The sequence below is a fragment of the Oceanicella sp. SM1341 genome (genome assembly GCF_003448965.1).
Classification (GTDB): domain Bacteria; phylum Pseudomonadota; class Alphaproteobacteria; order Rhodobacterales; family Rhodobacteraceae; genus Paroceanicella.
Genome location: NZ_QRGC01000049.1, coordinates 1 through 16,623, shown reverse-complemented (window position 1 = coordinate 16,623; position 16,623 = coordinate 1). Strand labels below are relative to the sequence as shown.

Here is a 16,623-nt window from a genome sequence, read left to right as displayed (position 1 = left end):
CCTCTGGCGGCGGGCGGGGCGCGCGGCGCTTGCCGGCCCCGCCGGGCCGCTGCTCGCGCGGCTGCGCCGCGCCGCGCGGTGGCGGCGGGGTGCATCGTGAGCGTCCGCCGCTCGCTGGCCTTCGCCCTTGCCGACAGGACCGCCGGCACGGTGATGTCGCTGGTCACGATGGCCGTGGTCTCGCGCGTGCTGGGCCCGGCCGAGGTCGGGCTCTTCGTGGTGGCGATCACCGTGGTGCTGCTGGTCGAGACGGTGCGGGATTTCGGGGTGGCCGCCTGCATCATCCAGGCGCCCGCGCCCAGCCCCGCGCTGGTGCGCACCACCTTCACGGTGATGCTGCTGCTCTCGGCGCTGCTGGGCGGCGGCATCTGGGCGCTCGCACCCGCCATCGCCGGCTTCTACGGCGATGCGCGGCTGGCCGGGATGATCCGCATCGCCACCACCGCCTTTGCCTTCGCGCCCTTCGGCACGCCGCTGCTGGCGCTGCTGCGGCGCGAACTGCGCTTCGGCGCCGTGGCGCGGATCAGCGTCACGGTGGCCTTCGCGGGCGCGCTCGCCTCCGTCGGGCTGGTGCTGGCGGGGTTCGGGGCGCAGAGCCTGGTCTGGGCCTCGGTGCTGGCCTCGTTCGCCACCGCGCTGGGCGCCGTCGTCACCCGGCCCGAACCCTGGGTGTTCCGGCCCTGCCTGGCCGAGTGGCGCCGGGTGCTGGCCTTCGGGGCGTGGTCGAGCGTGGTGACCCTGCTGGGCCTCGCCTGCGAGTTGTTTCCGCGGCTCATCCTCGGCCGTCTGCTGGGCTTTGCCGCGGTGGGATTGTTCACCCGGGCGGTCTCGCTGTCGCAGATGCCCGAAAAGCTGGTGCTGAGCGCGGTGCAGCCGGTGGTGCTGCCGGCCCTTGCGCGCGAGGCGGGGGACCGCGAGCGCCTTGCCGACGCCTACCTGCTGGGCCTGTCGCTGACCTGCGCGCTGCACTGGCCGGCGCTGCTGTGCCTCGCGGTGCTGGCCGGGCCGGTGGTGGAGCTGCTGCTGGGCCCGCAATGGGCCGGCGTGGTGCCGCTGGTGCGGGTGGTGGCGCTGGCCTCGCTCACGCTGTTTCCCGGCTACATGGCCTTCCCGGTGCTGGTGGCGCTGGGGCGCGTGCGCGACATGGCCCGGGCGAGCCTCCTCACCCTGCCGCTGTCCATGGCGCTGATGGCGCTGGCGGCGCGCTGGGGGCTGATGGCGGTGGCGGCGAGCCTGTTTCTCACCGGGCCGCTGCAGGTCGGGGTCACGCTGCTGCTGATCCGGCGGCAGCTGCCCTTCGCCTGGGCCGCACTGGGCGGGCTGCTGCTGCGGGGGGGCGTCGTCGCGGCCTGCGCGGCGGCGCTGCCGCTGGCGGTTATGCTGCTCGCGCCGGCCGGTGCCGCGGCCGGCCCCGTCGCGCTGGGCCTCGCGCTGATCGGCGCGGCCCTGGGCTGGCTCGCGGGGTTGCGCCTCACCGATCATCCGCTGGGGGCGGAGATCGGCACAGCCATGGCGCGGCTCCGGGCCGTGGTGCGGGCGCCGGGCCGGGCGCGCTGAGCAGCGCTCTCGCCCCCTTGTTCCCCGCCTTCTGTTCCCCGGCCCCTGTTTCCCGCCCCTTGTTCTCCGCCGCCCGCTTCCGCTGTCAGTCCTCCTCGCGCGACATGGCGTTGAGCTTGAAGGCCGCCTGGGTGCGGTTGGTCGCGTTGAGCGCGCGCATGATCTTGCGGATATGCACCTTCACCGTGCTCTCGCACAGGTTCAGCTCGTAGGCGATGGTCTTGTTCGCCGCCCCGCGCTGCAGGGCGCGGGCCACGGCGAGCTGGCGGTCGGTGAACCGGGCCTCCAGCCCGCTGCGCGGCGCCGGGCGCGCCGCGATGGCCTCGCGCAGCGAAGGCAGGCTGTCGCGCGGCAGGAAGATCCCCCCCGCGGCGGTGATGCAGGTGCCCTCGATGAGGGTCTCGAGCTTGACGTCCGGCGGGAAGAAACCGACGGCGCCGCAGTCGAGCGCGGCGAGCATCGTCTCCAGGTCATCGGTTGCGGCGAGCACGATCACCGGCGTCGGATCGGCCGCCTGCACGAGGCGGGAGAGTTCGGCGCGCGCGGAACTGCCGGTGATGGCCCGCCCGCCGAGCGCGTAGAGGATGACCTCGCGCCCGGTGCCGGGGCGCTGTGCGGCCTGCCAGCTGTCCGGACTGTCGTAGCCCGCCACGAGGATCTCATCGCTGAGCTGCTCGAGGCAGTGGACCAGGCAGGCGCGCTCCAGCCGGCGGCCGTCGATGATGGAGAGAACCCGGTCCTGCCGCGCGCTGCGCAGGTCCCGCGGCGGATCGGCCTCGGCGAAGCGGTCCGACGACCGGCCCGGCGTGGCCTGCGCCCGCTCTCCGGGCATCTGGTGTGCAATGTGTTTCATAATATTCCTCACCTCGTAATTCGCTCATCTGGGTTTCTCCCCCGCGGCGGGCGCCCGGGCGCTGTTGCGGAGGGGCCGAATTCACTGTCCGGCACTCTATTTTCTCCTTCGGACCGGTCTGGAAATTGATGGCTGTCAACGAAGGATGAATAAAAGTCGTTTTAGGAGTATTCCCGGACGATTTATTTGCCAGTTAGGATGTATTCGCGCGACTCACTGCATCCGTCGGGGCGCGGGGCGGGCCGGTTTCGGGCCCGGGCTGCCCGAATGCGCCGGGCGGCGGGGCGGGACTTCCGGCCTGCCGGGTGCCAGGATGGCCGGGCGGGCAGGGATGCCTCGCGGGGTCGGGGGTGTGGAAATGGACAGGCCGGAGATCGTCGTCGTCGGGTTCAGCGGCAACGCGCTGGAGGCGCTCGACATGCTTGAGGCGGGATACCGCATCGCCGCCTTCCTCGACGATGCGCCGGCGCTGCGCGACACCCGCTTCGAGGGCATCCCGATCCGGCCGATCGCCGCGCTGGCGGACTATCCGTCCGCGCAGGTGGTGGTGATGGTCGGCTCGGAGCGGTCGTTCCGCCGCCGCGGTGCGCTGATCTCGGGGCTCGGCCTGCCGCCCGGGCGCTGGGCGCGGCTGGTGCACCCCACCGCGGTGGTCTCGCGGCTGGCGTGGCTGGGGCGGGGCGCCGTGCTCTTCGCGAATGTGGTGGTGGGCCCGGGGGCACGCATCGGCGACCACGTGATGGTGCTGCCCAATACCGTGGTGCACCATGACAGCGAGATCGGCGATTTCAGCCTGCTGGGGGCGAATGTCACCGTGGCGGGGCGCTGCCGGGTGGGGCAGGGCTGCTATATCGGCAGCGCCGCCTCGCTGCGCGACGGCATCGAGATCGGCGCGGGCGCACTGGTCGGGATGGCTGCGAACGTGGTGCGGCCCGTGGCGGCCTGCAGCGTGGTGGCCGGAAACCCGGCCCGGCCGCGCTGAAGGCCCGCGGGCGATGCCGGGCCGCGCCCGGCCGCGCCGGGTGGCGCCGGCGGTCCTGCCGGCGGCCCGCGCCGGCCGGTCCGGAGCGCCGGAGGGGCGGGCCCGTGCCCCTCCACGCAGTCCCGGCGGGTGACAGCGGAGGCCCCGGGCAGGGGGGCGAAAGGCCCGCCCCGCCGGGGCTCAGGCCGGCACGGCACCTGCGGCGACGGCGGCGGCTAGGGCCTCCACCACGCGGTCCTGCTCCTCCCCGGTCATCTGGGCGTAGAGCGGCAGCAGCACCGCGCGGTCCCGCGCCGCCTCCGAGCGCGGCAGCGGCCGGGGCAGGGGCACGTCGGCCTGCGCCGGCTCGAGATGCGCGCACATGATGCCGCGGCGGCTGGCGATGCCCCGGTCGAGCAGGCTCTGCATCACCGCGCGCTGGTCGAGCCCGGGGGCGAGGCGCACGGCATAGCTCTGCCAGTTCGAGCGCGCCCAGTCCGGCTCCGCGGGGGCGGTGACGCCCGGCACGGCGGCGAGCAGCGCGCCGTAGCGGGCGGCGAGGGCGCGGCGGGCGGCGATGATGCCGGGCAGGCGGGTGAGCTGCGCGCGGCCCACGGCGGCCTGCACGTCGGTCATGCGGTAGTTGAAGCCGCGCTCGGGGTAGGTCTCGAACAGCACCCGGTCGCTCGCGTGGCGCAGGGTGTCGGGCAGGCTCATGCCGTGCTGGCGCCACAGGCGAAAGCGGGCGTCGAGCGCGGGGTCGGCGGTGGTGAGCATGCCGCCCTCGCCGGTGGTGATCACCTTGCGCGGGTGGAAGGAGAAGCAGGCCACGTCGCCGATCGGCGCGCCCACCGGCTGCCAGCCCTCGGGTGTGCGGATTTCCGCGCCGATGGCGCAGGCGGCGTCCTCGATCACCGGCAGGCCGTGGGCGCGCGCCACGCGCATCACCGCCGCCATGTCGCAGGGCATGCCCACCTGGTGGACCACGAGCAGCGCGCGGCTGCGCGGGGTGATGGCCGGGGCGATGGCCTCGGGGTCGATGTTGTAGCCGCCCTCCTCGATGTCGACGAAGACCGGCATCGCGCCGCATTGCCGGATGGCATTCGCCGCGGCGATGAAGGAATGGCTCACCGTGATCACCTCGTCTCCCGGCCCGATGCCGAGGCCGAGCAGGGCGAGGTGCAGCGCCGTGGTGCAGTTGGACACGGCGCAGGCATGCGCAGCCCCGGTGAGGCGGGCGAATTCCGCCTCGAAGGCCGCCACGGCCGGCCCCTGCGACACCCAGCCCGAGAGCACCGCCTCGCGCGCCGCCTCGGCCTCGGCCTCGCCCAGCAGGGGGCGGGCGATCTGGATCATCGGGGCGCTCATTGCGCGGCCACCGTGTGCGGGGCCTTCTCGGCGCGCCACCAGGCGATGAGCTCGGAGAGCCCCTCCTCCAGCGGCACCTCGGCGCGGAAGCCCAGCGCCTCCCCGGCCGCGCGGGTGCAGGCGAGGCGGCGCGGCACCGGGTTTACCGCCCGCTCGGGCGCATGCTCGGGCACGAGGTCGGGCCGGCCCATGCCGCGGGCGAGGGCTTCGGCCAGCTCCAGCAGCGAGGTCTCGGTGCCGCTGCCCACGTTGAACACCGCGTCCTGCACCGGCGCCGTGGCGGCGAGGATGTTGGCCCGCGCGATGTCGCGCACATGGATCATGTCCATGGTCTGCAGCCCGTCGCCGAAGACGATCGGCGGCTCGCCGGCTGCCAGCCGCTCCATCCAGCGCACCATCACCTCGGTGTAGCGGCCGTGGATGTCCATGCGCGGACCGTAGGCGTTGAAGTAGCGCAGGGCGACGCAGGGCAGCCCGTACATGTCGTTGAAGCTGCGCAGCAGCCCCTCGCCGAAGGCCTTGGCCGCGCCGTAGAGCGTGCGGTTGGGCCAGGCGGGCTCGGCCTCGGTGGTGGGGAAGGCCGCCGCCATGCCGTAGACCGAGGCGGAGGAGGCCATCACCACCCGGCCCACCCGCTCCTTGCGGCAGAGCTGCAGCAGCTCGTAGGTGGCGCCCACCATCACCTCCATCGCGGCGTCGGGGTCGCTCGCGCAATGGGTGATGCGCAGGGCGGCCTGGTGGAAGACGAGGTCGCAGCCCGCCACCTGTGCGGCCATCAGGGCGCTGTCGCGGATGTCACCCTCCACGAGGGTGAGGCGCGGGTTCGCCCGGTGGGCGCGCAGGTTTTCCGGCCGGCCGCGCACCATGTTGTCGACCACCACCACCTCGCGGCAGCCGCCGGCGAGCAGCAGGTCGACGATATGCGAGCCGATGAAGCCGGCGCCGCCGGTCACCAGCACGCGGCCGGCGGCGATGGGGGGGAGGGAAGGGGGCATGTTCTGTTCCTTCAGGCGGGAGGATCAGGCGGGGATCTTCGCGGCGGCGGCGGCGGTGCAGGCGTTCACCGCGAGGATGACATCGCGCAGCTCCTCGTCGGTCAGCGTGGGGTGGATAGGCAGCGAGAGCGTGGTCTGCGCAAACCCCTCGGCCACCGGGAAGGCGCCGGGCCCGTAGCCGAGGGCCGCGTAGGCGGGCTGGAGGTGCACCGGCCGGGCGTAATGCGCGCCCGTGGGCACCCCTGCAGCGGCGAGGGCGGCGGAGAGCCGTGCCCGCTCCGGCGTGGCGATGGCGTAGACATGGCAGGAATGGTCCGCGCCGAAGGGACCCCGCGCCCGCGGCACATGCGCCCCGAGGCCTGCGTCATAGGCATTTGCCACCGCGCGGCGGGCGGCGTTCCAGGCCTCGAGCCGGGGCAGCTTCACGCCCAGCACCGCGCCCTGGAGCGCGTCCATGCGGTAGTTGTAGCCCTGCATCACGTGGTTGCCCTTGCCGGCCTGGCCCCAGTCGCGCAGGCAGCGCAGGCGCTCGGCGAGCCCGGCGTCATCGGTGATCACTGCGCCGCCCTCGCCGGCGGCGCCGAGGTTCTTGCCCGGGTAGAAGCTGAAGCAGCCCATGGCGCCGAAGCAGCCCGCGTGCCGGCCGCGGCGCGCGCCATGCGCCTGGGCGGCGTCCTCGATCACCGTGAGGCCATGGGCGGCGGCGATGGCGCAGATCGCCTCCATGTCGGCCAGCCGCCCGTGCAGGTGCACCGGCAGGATGGCGCGGGTGCGGGGGGCGATGGCGGCGGCGAGCCGGGCGGGGTCCATGGTCCAGGTCACGGGGTCGATGTCGACCAGCACCGGGCGCGCGCCGGTGTAGAGGATGGCCGCCACCGTGGCCACGAAGGTCGAGGGCACGGTGATCACCTCGTCCCCCGGCCCGATGCCGGCGGCGAGCAGGGCGAGGTGCAGCGCCGCGGTGCCCGAGCTCACCGCCACCGCATGCTGCGCGCCGCAGTACCCCGCGAAGGCGGTCTCGAAGGCCTCCACCGGCGCGCCGAGCACATAGGCGCCGCCGCGCAGGGTGGCGAGCACCGCCGCCTCCATCTCCTCCGCCAGCCCGGCGTGCTGGCCGCGCAGGTCGAGAAACTCCATCACGACGCCTCCTTCAGGGTGCCGATGTCCACCGGGATGCCGCGCATGCGGCTCGAGAGGGTGGCTGCCTCGAGCATGCGCACCACGCGCAGCCCGCTCTCGCCGTCGGTCACCGGGCGGCGGCCGGTGTCGATGCAGCCGAGGAAATCCTCGATGCCGCTCAGCAGCGCTTCCTTGGAGGAGAGGGCGGGGGCGTGCATGTCGCCCAGCCGGTAGGACACCCGGCGGTCGAGCGGGTTGGTGCCGCAGCTCGCGCCGCGGTCGTAGACCTTCACCTTCTCGCTGGTCTGCATGTCGTCGTAGATCACCATGCGCCGGCTGCCGCCGATCAGTGTCTGGCGGATCTTCACCGGGGCGAGCCAGTTCACGTTGAGATGCGCCATGGCGCCGCTGTCGTAGTAGACGGTGAGATGGGCCATGTTCTCCGGGCTGTCGGTGAGGAAGCCGGCCGAGCTCGCCGAGATCGCCACCGGTGCGGCGCCCAGCAGGTGGTCGAGGATGGCGAAGTCATGCACCGCGAGGTCCCAGACCACGCTCACGTCGCGCTGGAACAGCCCGAGGTTCACCCGGGTGGAATCGTAGTAGTAGATCTCGCCCAGCTCGCCCGCCCCGATCAGCCGGGCGATGGCCTGCACGGCCGGGGTGTGGATGAAGGTGTGGTCGACCTGCAGCACGAGGGCGCGGCGCGCCGCCTCCTCCACCAGCCGGGCGGCGCGGGCGGCGGTGTCGGCCATGGGCTTTTCCACCAGCACGTGCTTGGCCGCCATCAGTGCGGCGAGGGCGAGCTCGTGATGCGTGTGCACGGGCGTGGCGATCATCACCGCGTCCACCGCCGGGTCGGCGATCATCGCGGCGATGTCCTGGGTGAGGCGGGCCTCGGGGTGGCGCTGGGCGGCGCGGCGCAGGGCCTCCGGGTCGCGGTCGGCAATCATCTCCACCCGGGCGAGGCCGGTCTCCGCCGTGGCGCGGGCGAGGTTCGGGCCCCAGTAGCCGTAGCCGGCGATGCCGATGCGGATCATCGCAGCACCTCGCGCAGCCGGGCGGAGAGCGGGGTGTCGCCCTCCCGCCGCGCGCCGATCGGGCGGGCCGGCACCCCGGCCACCACCGTGCCCGGCGCCACGTCGCGCGTCACCACCGCGCCGGCGCCCACCAGCGCGCCGGCGCCGATGCGCAGCCCGCACAGGATGGTGGCGTTCGAGCCGATGGCCGCCCCCGCGCCCACGTGGGTGGGCTCGCACTCCCAGTCGTCGGGCCCCTTCAGCGCGCCCTCGGGGGTGACGCTGGCGGGGTAGCGGTCGTTGGTGAACATCACGCCGTGGCCGATGAACACCCCGTCCTCCAGGCGCACCCCCTCGCAGAGGAAGGCGTGCGAGGAGACCTTGCAGCGCGCCCCCACCCGGCAGCCGGACTGGATCTCGACGAAGGGGCCGACGCGGCTCTCCTCGCCGATCTCGCAGCCGTAGAGGTTGACCAATTCGGGATGGGTGATCCTCGCCCCCGGCGCTATGCGACAGTTGGTGACGGGCACTTGGGCCTCCGCATCGGGTGGGCCGCGCGGCGGGCGCGCGGCCGGGTGGGTCCGGTTCCGGGCCGAGGCTAGGGCCATGTCCGCGCCGGGGCGACGGAGCACTTAGGCGTAGGCCATGGCCGAAGGGCCCCCGAATGGACGATGCCGCGTCCCTTTGATCGCGATGCCCCCGGGGGGGGCCGGGTCCGCCAGGCGCGCGGGTCTGACCGGCGGGGCAGCGGCGATCGCGGCCGCACGTCGTGCCGGCGGAGGATGCGGCGTGTCGCGGTCCGGCGGGGCCGGAGCCGGCGGGGGGCGTGGCGCCCCTTCCTCCTGCCGCGGGGCTGGCAGGCCAGGCCGGCGGGGGCCTGTGCCGTGCGAGTCGGGGCGCACCGCCGGTGCGGCGTGGCGGCGCCGCGGCGCGCCGGGCCGGGCGGGAATACATGCGGGTCCACCCCCCCGCCGGCAGCGGTGGTGCGCCCCGGCGCGGCCGGGGTTCGCGGGCAGCGCCGCTGCGTGACCGGCATGCCCGCGCGCGGGCCTGCCGCGCGGCGCGGCCGGGAGCGGTGTCAGGAGCGGGCCGGCACGGGCTGTCCGTTCCCGTGTGCGCCCTCCGGGGAGGGCTGCGGCCTGCGGCGGGCCGCGTGCATCTCCCGGAGGGCCGCGAGCGTGACGGAGAACACGCCGGCGGCCAGGACCGCCATCGCCAGCAGCACCTTGCGGCTCTGTCCCGAGGGCCGCAGCGGCACGGTGGCCGGCTGCAGCACCTCCACCTCCACCGCCGGCAGGGCGGCCTCGCCGTCGAGCGTGGCGCGCTGGGCCTCGAGCTGGCGCAGGGTCACGCTCTCGGCCTCCACGGCGGCGGCCAGCCCGTCGCGCACCGTCGAGGCCGCCCCGGCGCGGGCGAGGCGGCTGCGCGCGGCGGCGAGCTCGGTCCGGGTGTCGGCCTCCTGGGCGGCCAGCGCCTCGTCCTGGCGGGCCAGCAGCTCGCCGCGCGCGTCGAGCGCCTCCCGGAGGGCTGCGCGCGTGGCCGCGGCGGCGGCGCGGGTCCCGGTCACCTCGGCGTAGTTCTCGCCATAGGTGCGGGCGAGGGTGTCGAGCCGGCGCTGCTGGGCCTCCAGCTCACCGCGCAGCGCGGTGATCTCGGCCGGCTCGCCCCTTGGCGCGACGGCCCCGCTCGTGGCGGCGGCGGCCGCCGCAGCGCGCTCGGTGCGCAGGCCGGCCCTGGCCTCGCGCAGGGCCGACAGCCGCAGGGCGAGCGCCTGCAGCTCCTGCTCCTGCCCGGCCGGAGCGGCCTCCCCCGCGCCTTCCTCGAAGTCGCGCAGCGCCGCCGCGGCCGCGTCGACCCGCGCGCGCTGCGCGGCGATGCGCGTGGCCAGCCAGTCCCGCGCGCCGTCGATCCTCGCGCGCCAGCGGTCGTTGCGCAGCCGCTGGTAGACCTCGCCGAGCGCGTTTGCCGAGGCGGCGGCCAGCCCGGGGTCGCGCGAGGTGAATGAGATGCTCACCACCCCGGTGCTTCCCTGCCTGTCGAGGCCGAGCGCCGCGTCGAAATTCGCGATCACCCGGTCGAGCGGGCTCGGGGCTTCGCCGCCCCGCGCGGCCGGGCGCAGCCGCAGCGGCAGCCGGGCAACGAGCCCGTCCAGCAGCGCCTCGGGCGGCGAGGGCACCCGCAGCGCGGGGTTGAACTCCTCCCGTGTCTCGAGGCCGAGCGCGCCGATCATCGCCACGGCGGTGTCGCGGTCGCGCAGGCGCTCCACCTCGAGGCCGACGTCGGGGCCCGGCGTGCCGGTGCCGGTGCCCAGCGACAGCTCCCGCGCCAGCGGCCCGTGGATCAGCACCCGCGCCGAGGCACGGTAGCGCGGCTCGGTGCTGAGAACGAGCGGCACGGCAAGGCCGCTCAGCAGCGCCGTCATCACCAGGATGAAGCCGAGCCGCGCGCGCACCAGCCCCAGCAGGCGATGGCCGTCGTAGGGCTCGGGCGCGGGGGGCAGCCCGGGCGGGGCCGAGAGATCGAGCCGCGCCTGCCCCTGCGGCCGGGGCGGTGTGATCCGGGCGGTCATGCGGCATCGCGCGCGGGCGCGCGCGGGACGCGGGCCGGCGGCCGGGCCAGCCCGGCATGCAGGCACCGCAGCCGCTCCGCGTAGGCCGTGATGCCGAACTCGCGCTCGAAGAGCGCCCGGCCCGCCCGCCCGAGCCGCCGGCGCTCCTGCGCATCGGCGACGAGGCGGGAGAGCCGGTCCGCCAGCGCGCCGGCATCGCCGACCGGCACGAAGGCGCAGGTCTCGCCGTCGCGCAGCACCTCGTCATGCGCCCCCACCCGGGTGGTGACCACCGCGAGCCCGTGCGAGAGCCCCTCGAGCACCGCCATCGCCATGCCCTCGGCGCGGGAGGGCAGCACCAGGATGTCGGCGGCGGCGCAGAGCCGGCGCACCTCCGCGGCATCCAGCCACCCGGTGAAGCGGACCCGCTCCCCGAGGCCGAGCCGCTCCGCCTCGTCCCGGAGGGCGGCGACGGGCCCGTCCCCCGAGAGCACGGCGCGCCAGCCCGGCGCGGCCGCGCAGGCCGCCATCCGGGGCGAGGCCAGCGCCTCGATCAGCTCGGGCACGCCCTTGCGCGCCTCCAGCCGGCCGAGGAACAGCAGGGTGACCGGGCGGGGCGGCAGCCCCGGCCCGGCCTCCCCCCGGGCCGCCTGCGGGGGAGGGCCCGGATCGGGCACGCAGTTGCGCAGCACGTGCACACGGTCGGGCCGGACGCCCAGCACCGCGATCGCGGTGGCGCGGTCGCGCTCTCCCAGGACGATCACCGCCTCCGCGCCGCGGAACATGGCGCGCACCGCCGCCTGCTGCCAGGGCGGGCGGCGGGCGAAATCGGCGGCATAGTCGTAGTCGTGCAGGTGCAGGAGGTGGCGGGAGCCGAGCCGCCGGGCCAGGGCGCAGAGAAGCAGCTTGCGCGCCGTGCTTCCCCGGCCGGCGACGTGCAGGTGATGCAGGCGCCCGGGCGCGGTGACCCGCGCTGCCAGCAGGCCGGCCGCCGCTGCCGCGAGCCGCAGCCCGGAGCCCAGCGGCCGCCAGCACGGGCCGCGGGTGTCGCGCAGGCGGTGGCGCCCGGCGGCCCCCGGGGGCTGCGCCGCCATCACGTAGCCCACGAGCCGCCCGATGCCGCCCCCGTGCTCGGCGCCGCCGGCGACGTAGTGGCAGACGTCGATCGGGGGGGAGGGGGAGGGGGTGGGGGAGGTGCCTGTGTCTGTCATCTCTCACCTGGAGGGCAGGGCCCGGGGGGCACGCGCCATCCATTGTGGCCGTCCCGGCCGGCCCCCGGCAATCGGCTGCACGGGGGTGCGGCGCCCCCATTCGGTGGCCTCTTGCCCCCTTCGGGGCGCGTCGCCGCGCTCATCTGCGGAGGATCTCGCGGTAGAGCGCCAGCGCCTGCCGCCCCACGGTCTCGGGCGCGTTGGCCCCGCGCGACCAGGCGAGGGCATTGGCCCCCAGCTCGGCGCGCAGCATCCGGTCCTCCGCCAGGGTGGCGAGGGCGGCTGCCAGCGCGTCGGCCCGGCCCGGCGGCACCACGAGGCCCAGCCGGTTCCGCGCCACCGTGGCGCCCAGCTCGCCCACGTCGGTGGCCACCAGGGGCTTGCCGAAGGTCGCCGCCACGTGCAGCACCCCGCTCTGCGACCCCTCGGCGTAGGGCAGCACCACCGCATCCGCCGCGGCGAAGAGCCGGGCGACCTCCGCATCGGGGATGAAGCGGTTGCGGATGTCGTAGCGCCCGGGCGTGCCCATGCGCGGGCGCAGCGCGCCCGGGTCGTCGCCCCGCCCGGCCACGGTGATGGCGAGGCCGGGTATGCGCGGGCCGAGCAGGCGCTCCGCCTCCACCAGAAGGTCGAGCCCCTTGTAGGCGAAGATGCGCCCGAAGAGCAGCAGGCGAAAGCCGTTTCCGCCCGTCTCCGGCAGCTCCGGCGCGCCCGGACCGCCCGCGCTCGCGCCCGTGTGCGCGAGCTCGGCGTAGCGGCGGATGGCGGGGTGCTGGAGCACGTGCACCCGCTCCGGGCTCTTGGCGAAGCGCTGCACCGCCAGCCGCGCCAGCGAAGGCCCGTGCACCACCACGTCGGGCGAGAGCCGCACCATCAGCCGCGGCGCCCAGGCCGGCAGCGTGGCGGTGTCCCGGTCGCCGGGATGCGTGGCGATGTCGTGGATGGTGGTGAGCAGCGGCAGCCCGCGCCACAGCGGCATGGCGAGGTTCAGCCACAGGGCGGTGTTCGACAGCAGGTGCAGCAGCTCCGGCCGGACGGTCCGCACCGTGCGGGTGAGGCGCCACAGGAAGGCCGGATTGCGCAGGCTGCGGTGGCGCGGCCAGTCGACCAGGCGCAGCTCGACCGCGGGGTCGATCCAGCGGCGCAGCGGCGCGTAGCGGCTCTCGGCGGCGATGAGCGTGACCCGGGCATGCGGCGCCAGCCCGTTGGCGAAGGCGATGGCATAGTCGACCGGCTGGTCCGCCAGCAGGGCGACCCTCATCCCCGTGGCTCCGGCGCGGGCTCGGCGGCGCCGCGGGCGCGGCTCCCGACCATCGGGGCGGTGCGCAGGCCGCGCACCGCGCGCAGCGTGTCGCGCGCCCGGCGCAGCGGGTTGGGCTCGGAGGCGTCGCGCAGCCCGGCGGCGAGCAGGCGCAGCCGCTCCGCCGGGCCGGCGCCCGCCAGCCGCGCCTGCGCCAGCCGCAGCGGGAAGTGATCGGCGAGGGAGAGGCGCCGGGGCGCGCCGCGCCGGGCGAGAAAGGCATTGGTCTCCTCCACCACCGCCTGCCAGTGCGCCACCCGCCGGGCCAGCATCGGCGCGTCGTCCTCGGCACGGAACCAGGCGTTGGCATGGATGCGGTAGGCTCCGAGCGCCTCCGGCAGCGCCACGACGGGGCCGAGCAGCGGCTGGATGCCGACGATCCAGGCATCGGCGGAGATGCGGAAGCGCTCCGGGATCGGCCCTGCCGCCTCCCAGCTCTCGCGCCGCAGGGCGAGGGCCGAGGTCATCGGGTAGGGCCACACGCCCGCGGTGCGCCACAGGCGGGGCGCGAGGTTGCCCCGGCACAGGCTGCGCGGCAGGGGGCGGAGCACGGGCGTGCCGTCGGGGAGCATGGGGCGGAGCCGGTGGTAGACCAGCCCCGCCCCGGGCGCGCGCGCGAAGGCGGCGGTGAGCGCGGCCATGCGGCCGGGCAGGCACCAGTCGTCGGCGTCGAGAAAGGCGATGAGCGGCGCGCGCGCGGCGGCGACACCGGCGTTGATGGCGGCGGCCTGCCCCCGGTTCGGTTGCAGGATGCAGCGGATGCGCGCGCCGTATCCGGCCATCACGGCGCGGGATGCGTCCGTCGAGCCGTCGTCGACCACGATCACTTCCGCCGGCGGCGGCTCCTGGGCGAGGGCGCTGTCGATCGCCCGGCCGAGCTGGGCGCCGTAGTTGTAGTTGTTGATCACGAGGCTGATCGGGCTGTGGGGCATCGCGGGCCTTTCGCGGCTGGCCTGGGCTCGGGGCCGGAGGCTAGCGGCGCGGGCGCGGGCGCGCGCGGGCGCAATCGGGGGGGCGGGGGGCATCCTTTCCGCCGCCGCCGCCACCTTTCGGAGGAGGCGGGCGGCGCCGGCCGGCCCCCGGGGGCGGCCGGCCGGCCGATCCGGGCGGTTGCCCCGCCCTGCGCGGCATCGGCCAATCGGGGGGCGGGGGCGCACGCCGCCAGCCTCCGCGCCGCGGGAGGGCGAGGATGACCGACACGACGCAACCCGGCACAGCGGGCCGGCCCGGGCCGGCGGCCGGAGGGCTGTGCCTGTCCTGGCGCGGTTTCGAATGGTGGGGTGGCGGGCTGGCGCTGTTCCTGTTGTCGGAGGCGGTGCTGCCGCTGCTGGTGATGGGCCCCGCCGGGGCGCTGAGCGCGCAGCAGATGGCGCAGCTGCGCCTGGTGGCACTGCCGGCCTACCTGGTCACGGCGGTGCTGCTGTGGCGGCATCGCCGCCTGTTCCTGTGGCGGGCGCTGCCGGGCAACCTGCCGCTGCTGCTGCTCATGGCGCTGCCCTTCGTCTCGGTGCTCTGGTCCATCAGCCCTTCGGTTTCCCTGCGCCGGGCAGTGGGGCTGCTGGCCTCGATGCTGCTGGGCTACCTGCTGGCGATGCGCTTCGGCCCGCGCCAGCTGCTGGTGCTGGTCGGCCTCGTGGCGGGACTGTGCCTCGCCGCGAGCCTGCTGCTGGCCGCCCTGGCGCCCGAGCTGGGCCGCATGCCCGCAGAGACCGCCCTGCGCGGCGCCTTCACCCACAAGAACGGGCTGGGGCGGATGGCCTGCCTGGGCGCGATGCTGGCCGCGGCGCTGCTGCTCGACCCCGACCGCGCCCTGCGCCGCGGCGGGCTCCTCCTGCTCGGGCCGGCGCTCGCCTGCCTCGTGCTGTCGCAATCGGCCACGGCGCTGCTCTCGGCGGGGATGGCGCTCGGGCTCGCCGGGGTCTATGCGCTGCTGGCGCGGTGGCGGGGGCTGGCGCGCATCCTGCTGGTTCTGGTGGTGGTGCAGGTGGTGGCCGCGCTGCTGGCCTGGCTCAGCTTTTCGCTGGTGCCCTTCCTGGAGGCGATCGGCAAGGATGCCACGCTCACCGGGCGCATCCCGCTCTGGCACGAGCTCGCGCCCGAAATCCTCGCCCGGTTCTGGACCGGCTACGGCTACGAGGCCTTCTGGACCCCCGGCAACGAGGCGCTGTGGCGCATCTGGGCCGCGGTGGGCTGGGCGGCGCCGAACGCGCACAGCGGCTGGCGCGAGGTGTTCCTGAGCTTCGGCCTGCCGGGGGTGGCGCTGCTGGCGCTGGCCCTGCTGCGCGGTCTGCGCCAGGGCGCGGCGCTGCACTGCGCCCGGCCGGAGGAGGGCTGGCTCTGGCTCAACGTGCTGCCGGGCATGGTGCTGTCGATCAACCTCACCGAGAGCAGCCTGCTGATCCAGAACGACCTGCTGTGGATCCTGCTGACCGCCGCGCTCACCATGTTCTCGCTCCACCGCGGCAGCGTCCGGCCGCCAGGCTGAGCACCGCGTCCCCGCCCCGTTTCCGCTCCCCGCCTCCGCCCCCGCCGATGGCCGAAGGGAGGCACCCTTGCGCGCGAAGGCAGCCGATCGGGGGCCCGGGCGCCGCGCGGGACCCCCTTTCGCACCCGCGCGCCGCCCACGGCCGCACCATCGCCGCCGCCGGGGCATCGAAAGGCCATGTTCGCGCCGCGCCCGACTTGCCGCAACGCTGGAGCAGGCGCCACCCGACCCCCCGCACGGGGCGGAGGACGGGAAAGACCCGGCGCGAGGGAGCAAGCGACACCATGGACACGGGCCTCACCGACCCTGCCGGCACGGCTCCGCCCGCCTTCCGCGCGGCCGGGGCCAACGTGCTGGGCATGCATGTCTCGGCGGTGAACCTGGGCACCGCGGCCGATGCCATCCTCGCGGCGGTCGAGGCGGGGCGGCGCGGCTATGTCTGCTTCGCGGGCGCCCATGCGGCGGTGGACTGCCGCTCCGACCCCGCGCTGCGCGAGGTCTTCGACCGTGCCCATCTCGTGGTGCCGGACGGCATGCCGCTGGTCTGGGCGCTGCGCCGGGCCGGCCATGCGCAGAGCGGCCGGGTCTACGGGCCCGACATGATGCTGGAGCTGTTCCGCCGCGGCCAGCCGCGCGGCCTGCGGCACTATCTCTACGGCACCACGCCGGAGACGCTCCGCCGGCTCGCCGCGCGGCTGGAAACGCGCTTTCCCGGGGCCCTTGTCGCCGGCTGCTTCGCGCCGCCCTTCCGCGCCCTCACCGCAGGGGAGGAGGAGGAGACCGCCGTGCGTATCAATGCGGCGCGGGCCGATATCGTCTGGGTGGGGCTCTCCACCCCGAAGCAGGACCGCTGGATGGCCGCGATGCGCCCGCGGCTGGAGGCGCCGATGCTGCTCGGCGTGGGCGCCGCCTTCGACTTTCACGCCGGGCTGAAGCCGCAGGCCCCGGCACTGCTGCAGCGCCACGGGCTCGAATGGGCCTACCGGCTGTGCTCCGAGCCCCGGCGGCTGTGGCGGCGCTACGCCCGCGTGGTGCCGCGCTACCTGCTGCTCGAGGCCGCGGCCCGGGCCGGGCTGGTGCGCTTCCCCGGGCCGGAGAGCCGCGCCGCGGGCGGGGAGGCGGACAGGTGACGGTCCCGGGTCCCGACAGCGCGATGACGGGGGCGGCACGGTCCCGCGCCGCGGCCCGGCCCGGCGGCCGCGCCGCCGCG

General features: G+C 75.7%; 14 protein-coding genes. 4 read left to right on the top strand and 10 right to left on the bottom strand.

The features are described 5' to 3' along the window. The first annotated feature begins 96 nt into the window (after positions 1-96). Positions 97-1,557, top strand: coding sequence for an oligosaccharide flippase family protein (locus D3P35_RS24810; protein ID WP_232830626.1), 1,461 nt, complete (start codon positions 97-99; stop codon positions 1,555-1,557). 85 nt (positions 1,558-1,642) lie between these two features. On the opposite strand, the gene D3P35_RS24805 is transcribed toward D3P35_RS24810, so the two are convergent. Then, positions 1,643-2,410, bottom strand: coding sequence for a response regulator transcription factor (locus D3P35_RS24805; RefSeq protein ID WP_118138623.1), 768 nt, complete (start codon positions 2,408-2,410; stop codon positions 1,643-1,645). Positions 2,411-2,768: 358 nt separating this feature from the next. Here D3P35_RS24805 and D3P35_RS24800 point away from each other — a divergent pair, with 358 nt between their 5' ends. Beyond that, a complete protein-coding gene (locus D3P35_RS24800; protein WP_118138622.1) occupies positions 2,769-3,392 on the top strand; it encodes a NeuD/PglB/VioB family sugar acetyltransferase in 624 nt (207 codons plus the stop codon). Between the two features lie 180 nt (positions 3,393-3,572). On the opposite strand, the gene D3P35_RS24795 is transcribed toward D3P35_RS24800, so the two are convergent. The 9 genes from D3P35_RS24795 to D3P35_RS24755 form a co-directional block, all read right to left on the bottom strand. After that, positions 3,573-4,727: a DegT/DnrJ/EryC1/StrS aminotransferase family protein gene (locus D3P35_RS24795; protein WP_118138621.1), complete on the bottom strand. Its 1,155-nt coding sequence runs from the start codon at positions 4,725-4,727 to the stop codon at positions 3,573-3,575. Between the two features lie 8 nt (positions 4,728-4,735). Then, positions 4,736-5,734 (bottom strand): SDR family NAD(P)-dependent oxidoreductase, encoded by a 999-nt coding sequence (locus D3P35_RS24790; protein ID WP_118138620.1) that lies wholly within the window; start codon positions 5,732-5,734, stop codon positions 4,736-4,738. A gap of 24 nt (positions 5,735-5,758) precedes the next feature. Next, positions 5,759-6,871 (bottom strand): DegT/DnrJ/EryC1/StrS aminotransferase family protein, encoded by a 1,113-nt coding sequence (locus D3P35_RS24785; protein WP_157982313.1) that lies wholly within the window; start codon positions 6,869-6,871, stop codon positions 5,759-5,761. Then, the gene (locus D3P35_RS24780) at positions 6,871-7,890 is read right to left on the bottom strand and encodes a Gfo/Idh/MocA family protein (RefSeq protein WP_118138618.1); all 1,020 of its coding nucleotides are present in this window, start codon (positions 7,888-7,890) and stop codon (positions 6,871-6,873) included. Before D3P35_RS24780 ends, D3P35_RS24785 begins: the two co-directional genes overlap by 1 nt. Beyond that, the gene (locus D3P35_RS24775) at positions 7,887-8,399 is read right to left on the bottom strand and encodes an acyltransferase (protein WP_118138617.1); all 513 of its coding nucleotides are present in this window, start codon (positions 8,397-8,399) and stop codon (positions 7,887-7,889) included. Before D3P35_RS24775 ends, D3P35_RS24780 begins: the two co-directional genes overlap by 4 nt. Positions 8,400-8,947: 548 nt before the next feature. Beyond that, complete coding sequence (locus D3P35_RS24770) at positions 8,948-10,438, bottom strand: hypothetical protein (RefSeq protein WP_118138616.1); 1,491 nt, start codon at positions 10,436-10,438, stop codon at positions 8,948-8,950. Further along, positions 10,435-11,628, bottom strand: a complete 1,194-nt coding sequence (locus tag D3P35_RS24765; RefSeq protein ID WP_118138615.1) for a glycosyltransferase family 4 protein — start codon at positions 11,626-11,628, stop codon at positions 10,435-10,437. Before D3P35_RS24765 ends, D3P35_RS24770 begins: the two co-directional genes overlap by 4 nt. A gap of 139 nt (positions 11,629-11,767) precedes the next feature. After that, positions 11,768-12,889 carry a glycosyltransferase family 4 protein gene (locus tag D3P35_RS24760; protein WP_118138614.1) on the bottom strand — a complete coding sequence of 374 codons (1,122 nt, stop codon included), beginning with the start codon at positions 12,887-12,889 and terminating at the stop codon, positions 11,768-11,770. After that, the gene (locus D3P35_RS24755; protein WP_118138613.1) at positions 12,886-13,860 is read right to left on the bottom strand and encodes a glycosyltransferase family 2 protein; all 975 of its coding nucleotides are present in this window, start codon (positions 13,858-13,860) and stop codon (positions 12,886-12,888) included. Before D3P35_RS24755 ends, D3P35_RS24760 begins: the two co-directional genes overlap by 4 nt. Before the next feature lie 257 nt (positions 13,861-14,117). Between D3P35_RS24755 and D3P35_RS24750 the strand changes: the two genes are divergently transcribed. Both D3P35_RS24750 and D3P35_RS24745 read left to right on the top strand, forming a co-directional pair. Then, positions 14,118-15,413 (top strand): O-antigen ligase, encoded by a 1,296-nt coding sequence (locus D3P35_RS24750; protein ID WP_118138612.1) that lies wholly within the window; start codon positions 14,118-14,120, stop codon positions 15,411-15,413. A 284-nt stretch (positions 15,414-15,697) separates the two neighbouring features. After that, a complete protein-coding gene (locus D3P35_RS24745) occupies positions 15,698-16,543 on the top strand; it encodes a WecB/TagA/CpsF family glycosyltransferase (protein WP_118138611.1) in 846 nt (281 codons plus the stop codon). The last annotated feature ends 80 nt before the right edge of the window (positions 16,544-16,623 follow it).

What these genes read in the sequence shown, in the direction of transcription:
- D3P35_RS24795 (WP_118138621.1), bottom strand. Translation starts at nt 4,727, where the DNA reads ATGATCCAGATCGCCCGCCCCCTGCTGGGCGAGGCCGAGGCCGAGGCG.
- D3P35_RS24780 (WP_118138618.1), bottom strand. Translation starts at nt 7,890, where the DNA reads ATGATCCGCATCGGCATCGCCGGCTACGGCTACTGGGGCCCGAACCTC.
- D3P35_RS24755 (WP_118138613.1), bottom strand. Translation starts at nt 13,860, where the DNA reads ATGCCCCACAGCCCGATCAGCCTCGTGATCAACAACTACAACTACGGC.
- D3P35_RS24800 (WP_118138622.1), top strand. Translation starts at nt 2,769, where the DNA reads ATGGACAGGCCGGAGATCGTCGTCGTCGGGTTCAGCGGCAACGCGCTG.
- D3P35_RS24790 (WP_118138620.1), bottom strand. Translation starts at nt 5,734, where the DNA reads ATGCCCCCTTCCCTCCCCCCCATCGCCGCCGGCCGCGTGCTGGTGACC.
- D3P35_RS24805 (WP_118138623.1), bottom strand. Translation starts at nt 2,410, where the DNA reads ATGAAACACATTGCACACCAGATGCCCGGAGAGCGGGCGCAGGCCACG.
- D3P35_RS24770 (WP_118138616.1), bottom strand. Translation starts at nt 10,438, where the DNA reads ATGACCGCCCGGATCACACCGCCCCGGCCGCAGGGGCAGGCGCGGCTC.
- D3P35_RS24750 (WP_118138612.1), top strand. Translation starts at nt 14,118, where the DNA reads ATGACCGACACGACGCAACCCGGCACAGCGGGCCGGCCCGGGCCGGCG.
- D3P35_RS24785 (WP_157982313.1), bottom strand. Translation starts at nt 6,871, where the DNA reads ATGGAGTTTCTCGACCTGCGCGGCCAGCACGCCGGGCTGGCGGAGGAG.
- D3P35_RS24745 (WP_118138611.1), top strand. Translation starts at nt 15,698, where the DNA reads ATGGACACGGGCCTCACCGACCCTGCCGGCACGGCTCCGCCCGCCTTC.
- D3P35_RS24765 (WP_118138615.1), bottom strand. Translation starts at nt 11,628, where the DNA reads ATGACAGACACAGGCACCTCCCCCACCCCCTCCCCCTCCCCCCCGATC.
- D3P35_RS24760 (WP_118138614.1), bottom strand. Translation starts at nt 12,889, where the DNA reads ATGAGGGTCGCCCTGCTGGCGGACCAGCCGGTCGACTATGCCATCGCC.